The sequence below is a fragment of the Streptomyces longispororuber genome (assembly GCF_014656095.1).
Taxonomy (GTDB): Bacteria; Actinomycetota; Actinomycetes; order Streptomycetales; family Streptomycetaceae; genus Streptomyces; species Streptomyces longispororuber.
The window spans coordinates 21,835-28,094 of record NZ_BNBT01000118.1 but is presented as its reverse complement, the minus strand read 5'-3'; the positions used below and the strand labels follow the sequence as shown (position 1 = coordinate 28,094).

The window sequence follows — 6,260 nt, the reverse complement described above, 5'->3', positions numbered from 1 at the left end:
GGACCCCCGTCGTCGTCCGTCTGCTGGTGACTCTCATCGTGCCCCGGCGCGCCCGCCCCGGCCCAGCACACGCCGGCGCCCCCCGCTCCCGCACCCGCCGACCCGTCGGTGCACGCCGCGCAGACCATCGTGGCGCCCCTGGGCCAGCCGGGCGGTCCCGTGCCGCCCCAGCCCCAGCCCCCGGCGCCGCAGCACGGGCACGGGCAGCCGGGTCAGCCGCAGCCGCAGCAGTTCGGCCAGGTGCCGCCGCAGGGCTACGGCCAGCCCACGGCGCCCCCGCCGCCCGGCTACGGCCAGCCCACCGCGCCGCCGCCCCCGGGGTACGACCAGCAGCCGTCGGCACCGCTACCCCCGGGCTACGGCCAGCCCACGGCGCCCCCGCCGCCCGGCTACGGCCAGCCCCAGGCTCCGGTCCCCGGCCAGGCCCCGCCCCCGTTCGCCCCGCAGGGCCCCGGCGTACCGCAAGCGGCCCCGCAGGTTCCGCAGGTCCCGCAGGCCCCCCAGGGCGCCGGTGTGGCCGCCGCGCTGCAGAAATACCGCGAGGCGGGCACCGGACAGCGCTGGACGCAGCAGAACGAGAAGCTGGTCCGCATCGACCTGAACGTCGGCGGCCAGCCCGTCCTGGCCCGCCAGGGCAGCATGGTGCTCTACCAGGGCAAGGTCGAGTTCAGCTACAAGGGCGCGGGCTTCGCCGGCCGGGTGGTGGGCAACGCCACCGGCCAGGAGATGCAGCTCATGCGCTGTACCGGCCGCGGCCAGGTGTTCCTCGCCGAGCAGGGCACGCATCTGCACCCCGTCGAGCTCCAGGGCGACGCGCTCTGCGTCTCCGCGGAGAACGTCCTCGCCTTCGACGAGTCCCTCCAGCACGAGGTGCGCCGCATCGAAGGGCACGGCATCCCCGGGGGCGCGCTGTTCGTGATGCAGTTCCAGGGGACCGGCACCGTCGTCGTCAAGACGCACGGCACGCCCGTCGTGCTGCCGGTCACCCCGACCACCTTCGCCGACTGCCACGCCGTAGTCGCGTGGTCGGCCGCCGCCCAGGCCATCGTGTCCAGCCAGGTCCGGCTGCGCGCCAACGCCTCCGCCGGGTCCACGGGGGAGAGCGTCAACCTCCAGTTCCGGGGCGCGCCCGGCACGTTCGTCGTCGTCCAGCCGTACGAGGTCTGAGGGAGCCCGTCATGAACCAGCAGCAGCTCGCGGGCTTCGCCCCCGCACCCGTCGCCGCCCGCATGGAGAACCACGGCCACCACATGGTCAAGGTCGCCCTGCAGACCGGGAACGACCTCTTCGCGCGCGTGGGGTCGATGGTCGCCTACGAAGGGTTCGTGCAGTACGAGCCGAACCCGCCCGCCGTCCGCCAGATCGCCCGCGACTGGATCACCGGCGAGGGCGCGCCCCTGATGAAGTGCTCCGGGGACGGCCTGCTGTACCTGGCCGACTACGGGGCGGACGTCGTCGTCATCAACCTGGCGGGCGACGCGCTCTCGGTGAACGGCACCAACCTCCTCGCCTTCGACGCGCACCTCCAGTGGGGCGTCGAGCGGGTCAAGGGCCTCGCGAAGTTCGCCGGCCAGGGCCTGTGGAACATCAAGGTCTCCGGGCAGGGCTGGGTGGCGCTGACCTCGCGCGGCACGCCGATCGTCGTCGACTGCGGCCGCGGCGAGGACGAGACGTACGTCGACCCCGACGCCCTCATCGCCTGGTCACCGAACCTGAAGGTCAAGGGCAAGCGCAGCTTCAAGGCCGGCTCCCTCATCGGGCGCGGCAGCGGCGAGGCCTACCAGATGGGCTTCTCCGGCGAGGGCATCGTCGTCGTACAGCCCAGTGAGGACAGCACCGACCGCCTCCGGATCCGGAGCTGAGGGGGAGCAGGACACCATGCAGAGCTCGCTTTTCGCGCACTCCGAGCAGCAGACCCAGGAGCGCTACACCGTCCAGAACCCGCAGCTCCTGCGCGTCGCCCTGGCCGGCCACGACGACGTACTCGCCCGCAAGGGGTCGATGGTCGCCTACCAGGGGCTCGTCGAGTTCGACGCCGAGTTCCAGACGGGCGGCCAGCAGCGCGCCCGGGCGCACACCGGCGAGGGCCTGGACCTGATGCGCTGCCACGGCCAGGGCACCGTCTACTTCGCGAACCTCGCCCAGTACATCCACGTCGTGGACGTCGACCAGGACGGCCTGACCGTGGACAGCGCGTACGTCCTCGCCCTGGACTCCTCGCTGTCCCACCAGGTCATCGCCGTGGACAGCCAGTACGGCATCTCCGGCTCCGGCAAGTACCAGCTCAACATCACCGGGCGCGGCAAGGTCGCCCTGATGACCTCCGGGGAGCCGCTGATGCTCCAGGTCACCCCCGACCGGTACGTCAACGCCGACGCCGACGCGATCGTCGCCTGGTCCAGCGGGCTGCGGGTGCAGATGCAGGCCCAGACGCACTCCTCGGGCGTGTGGCGCCGCCGTGGCAACACCGGCGAGGGCTGGGAGCTCAGCTTTATGGGACAGGGCTACGCGCTCGTCCAGCCGAGCGAACTGCTGCCGCCGCAGAACGCCGTCATCGGCCAGGGCGCCCGCGCCCAGTTCGGCATGGGCCAGCAAGGCGCACGCGGGCAGAACCAGGGCAACGTCTGGAGCTGAACCCACCACCCACCCGCATGTCCCACCCGTATGGGTAAGGGGCGGTCGCCCAGGCGACCGCCCCTTACCCATACGCCCCTGGACGCACGTGCCTCCCTGGACGCGCGCTCCCAGCCGGGAGGCCGTCACACGGGCAGGCGCTCCCGCGTGGCCTCCACCAGCCGGACGACGGACGTGTCGGCCACGCCCGCCACCTCGTCGTACGCGAACCAGCGCAGATCGAGGGACTCGTCACTGATGGCCTCCACCGCGTCGGGCGGGGCCACGGCCGCGTACTGCACGTCAAGGTGCTGGGTGCACGGGCCCGGGATCGGGTGCCGGTCCAGGCGCACCGGGCCGCCCGGCAGCAGCGTGAGGCCCCGCACGCCGGACTCCTCGGTGGCCTCGCGCAGCGCCGCGTCCGCCAGGGTGCGGTCGCCCGGCTCGCAGTGGCCGCCCATCTGGAGCCACATCCCGAGCTTCTTGTGCAGCGTCAGCAGCACCCGCCCGCGCGCCGGGTCCACGACCAGCGCGCTGGCCGTCACGTGCCCGTCGGTGCAGGCCTTCCACATGCCGTCCTCGGGGTGGGCCGACAGGTGGTCCAGGTAGTACTGCCGCAGGTCTTCCTGGTGCTCGTACGCCTTCAGCACCAGCACCGCGTCGTCGCGCAGGCTCACTTGCCCTCGTCGTCCTTGCCCTCGGCGGAGCCGTCCCCGCTGGAGCCGCCCCCGGTGGGGCCGTCCGCCGTGGAGGCGTCGCCCTTCGTGAGGTCAGGACCGCCCGGCTCGCCGCCGCCCGCGGCATCCCCGAGCATCTTGTCCAGCTCGGAGAAGTCGAGCTGCTCGCGGTGCACGAAGCCGTCCGGGTCGTCCAGGTCGGAGGCCGTCGGCAGCATGTCCGGGTGCGCCCACAGGCCGTCACGGCCGTCGACGCCGCGCGCGTCCGTGAGCGAGGCCCACAGGCGCGAGGCGTCCCGCAGCCGGCGCGGACGCAGCTCCAGGCCGATGAGCGTCGCGAACGTCTGCTCGGCCGGGCCGCCGGTGGCGCGGCGGCGGCGCAGCGTCTCCCGCAGCGCGTCGGCCGACGACAGGCGGGGCTTGGCCGCCGCGTGCACGACCGCGTCCACCCAGCCCTCCACGAGCGCGAGCGCCGTCTCCAGGCGGGCCAGGGCGGCCTTCTGCTCCGCGGTGTCCTCGGGCTGGAACATGCCCTGCTGGAGGGCTTCCTGCAACTGCTCCGGGTTCTGCGGGTCGAACTGGCCGACCACGTCCTCCAGCTTCGTGGTGTCGACCTTGATGCCGCGCGCGTAGCCCTCCACGGCGCCGAACAGGTGCGAGCGCAGCCACGGCACGTGGGCGAAGAGCCGCTGGTGGGCGGCCTCCCGCAGGGCCAGGTACAGCCGCACCTCGTCCATGGGGACGCTGAGGTCCTTGCCGAACGCCGCCACGTTCACCGGCAGCAGGGCCGCCTTGCCGGCCGGGCCCAGCGGCAGGCCGATGTCCGTGGAACCGACGACCTCGCCCGCGAGGACGCCCACGGCCTGGCCGATCTGCTGGCCGAACATGGCGCCGCCCATGGAGCGCATCATGCCGATCAGCGGGCCCGCCATGGCCTGCATCTCCTCGGGCAGCACGTCGCCCATCGCCACGCCGACGCGCTCGGCGACCGGGTCGACCAGCTCCCGCCACGCCGGCAGGGTCGCCTCGACCCACTCGGCGCGGCTCCAGGCAACGGCCGAGCCCGCGCCCGAGGGCAGCGAGGTGGCGTCGTCCAGCCACAGGTCGGCCAGGCGCACGGCCTCCTCGACGGCGGTCCGCTCGCCGGGGCCGACGCTGGCGTCCTTCGTGCCGTCCGCCGTGCCCTGGGAGACGGTCTGACGCGCGATGTCCTTGGCCATGTCCCAGTTCACCGGGCCGCCCTCGTACGACAGCATCTGGCCGAGCTGCTGGAAGGCCGCACCCAGGTCACCGGGGTTCATGGAGCCGAACATCGCGGCGAACGGATTGTCCCCGCCGCCCGGGCCGCCGGGCAGCCCGAAGCCGAACGGGTTCCCAGGGCCACCGGAACCCTGTCCCCCTCCGGGGGTGTCCTTCTTCTTGCCCTCGTCGCCGTTCTCCGGCTCCTCCGGCGGAAGGCCGAATCCGAATGGGGTGTCACTCACGGGATTCCTCGGCTCGTAAGGCCACCGGAAGGGATCCGGCGGCGGCTGCCCACAACACCACCCAGCGTAGACACCGCGACGGGATGGGGCCTCGGTGCTTCGCCGTCGGGGGCGCTGCGGCAGGATGGATGCCACCTGGTACGTACGCGTCACGCGCGTACGTACTGAAGACAACCGCTGGAGACGCCCGGTGAGTTCCCCAGATCCGCAGGTTCGCGCAGCGCGAAACCCCTCGACCCCGGCACCCGTGCGCGGGCCCGTCGTCGCCGTCACCGGCGCCGCCGCGGGCATGGGGGCGCTCCTGACCGAGCGCCTGGCCGCGTCCGACGAGATCAAGCAGGTCGTGGCGATCGACGAGCGGCGCGGTGAGTGCGCGGCGGCCCAGTGGCACGTCCTGGACGTCCGGGACCCCGCGATCGCCGAGAAGCTGCGCGGCGTGGACGTCGTCGTGCACCTCGCGCTCGACCTCGACCTGGAGACCGACGGAGCGGCCCGTACGGCGTACAACGTGCGGGGCACGCAGACCGTCCTGACGGCGGCGGCCGCCGCCGGTGTGCACAGGGTGGTGCTGTGCACCTCGGCCATGGTCTACGGGGCCCTCGCCGACAACGAGCTGCCCCTGGCCGAGGACGCTGAGCTGCGGGCCACCGCCGAGGCGACCGGCGTCGGCGACCTCCTGGAGATCGAGCGGCTCGCCCGGCGGGCGCCCCGGGCCCACCCCGGCCTGAACGTCACCGTCGTCCGCCCCGCCGTCCTCGTCGGCGGCACCGACACCGCGCTGACCCGCTACTTCGAGTCGCCGCGGCTCCTGGTGGTGGCCGGGTCGCGGCCCGCGTGGCAGTTCTGCCACGTCGACGACCTGTGCAGCGCCCTGGAGTATGCCGTCCTGGAGAAGGTCGAGGGGGAGCTGGCCGTCGGGTGCGACGGGTGGCTGGAGCAGGAGGAGGTCGAGGAGCTCAGCGGCATCCGGCGCATGGAGCTGCCGTCGGCCGTCGCGCTCGGGGCGGCCGCCCGGCTGCACCGCATCGGCCTCACGCCCTCCCCGGCCGGGGACCTGGCCTACACGATGTACCCCTGGGTCGTCAGCGGCAGCCGGCTGCACGACGCGGGCTGGCGGCCGCGGTGGACCAACGAGGAGGTCCTCGCGGAGCTCCTGGAGGAGGTCACTGGCCGGCGCACGGTCGCCGGGCGGCGCCTGGGCCGCAAGGACGCCACGGCCGCCGGCGCGGCGGGAGCGACCGTGGCCCTGCTCGGCACGGCCGCCCTCGTACGGCGTGCCCGGAAGGCACGCCGGCGCCTCTGAGGCCCGCAGGCCGCGCCCGGGACGGCCCAAGGGCCCTGGGAGCGGCCTGGGGCACCGTGGCGCGGTGGCAGGCCCGTTCCGTCCCCGGGCGGCCCCGCCACGCGCGGCGGGGGGCGTACGGCCCCGGTGGAGACGGCCGCCGTAGGGATCTCCAAACGGCACGCGCGCGTGCCGGGCGAAACG

At 73.9% G+C, this 6,260-nt stretch carries 5 protein-coding genes and 1 pseudogene; 4 read left to right on the top strand and 2 right to left on the bottom strand.

Annotated features, from left to right (window positions below; genetic code table 11):
- Positions 1 to 48: 48 nt before the first annotated feature.
- The 3 genes and pseudogenes from IE330_RS28205 to IE330_RS28195 form a co-directional block, all read left to right on the top strand.
- Positions 49 to 1,167 (top strand): annotated as a pseudogene (locus IE330_RS28205) (AIM24 family protein); the annotation flags it as partial.
- An 11-nt stretch (positions 1,168 to 1,178) separates the two neighbouring features.
- Positions 1,179 to 1,862 (top strand): AIM24 family protein, encoded by a 684-nt coding sequence (locus IE330_RS28200; protein ID WP_190138967.1) that lies wholly within the window; start codon positions 1,179 to 1,181, stop codon positions 1,860 to 1,862.
- A 16-nt stretch (positions 1,863 to 1,878) separates the two neighbouring features.
- Entirely contained in the window at positions 1,879 to 2,634 is a 756-nt protein-coding gene (locus tag IE330_RS28195) for an AIM24 family protein (protein WP_190138966.1), read from the top strand.
- Between the two features lie 125 nt (positions 2,635 to 2,759).
- Here the strand turns inward: IE330_RS28195 and IE330_RS28190 are convergent, their stop codons facing one another.
- Both IE330_RS28190 and IE330_RS28185 read right to left on the bottom strand, forming a co-directional pair.
- Positions 2,760 to 3,290 (bottom strand): NUDIX hydrolase, encoded by a 531-nt coding sequence (locus IE330_RS28190; protein WP_190138965.1) that lies wholly within the window; start codon positions 3,288 to 3,290, stop codon positions 2,760 to 2,762.
- Entirely contained in the window at positions 3,287 to 4,774 is a 1,488-nt protein-coding gene (locus IE330_RS28185) for a zinc-dependent metalloprotease (RefSeq protein ID WP_190138964.1), read from the bottom strand. The genes IE330_RS28190 and IE330_RS28185 overlap by 4 nt, the downstream gene beginning before the upstream one ends.
- 190 nt (positions 4,775 to 4,964) lie before the next feature.
- On the opposite strand from IE330_RS28185, the gene IE330_RS28180 reads away from it, so the two are divergent.
- A complete protein-coding gene (locus tag IE330_RS28180) occupies positions 4,965 to 6,077 on the top strand; it encodes an SDR family oxidoreductase (RefSeq protein ID WP_190138963.1) in 1,113 nt (370 codons plus the stop codon).
- The last annotated feature ends 183 nt before the right edge of the window (positions 6,078 to 6,260 follow it).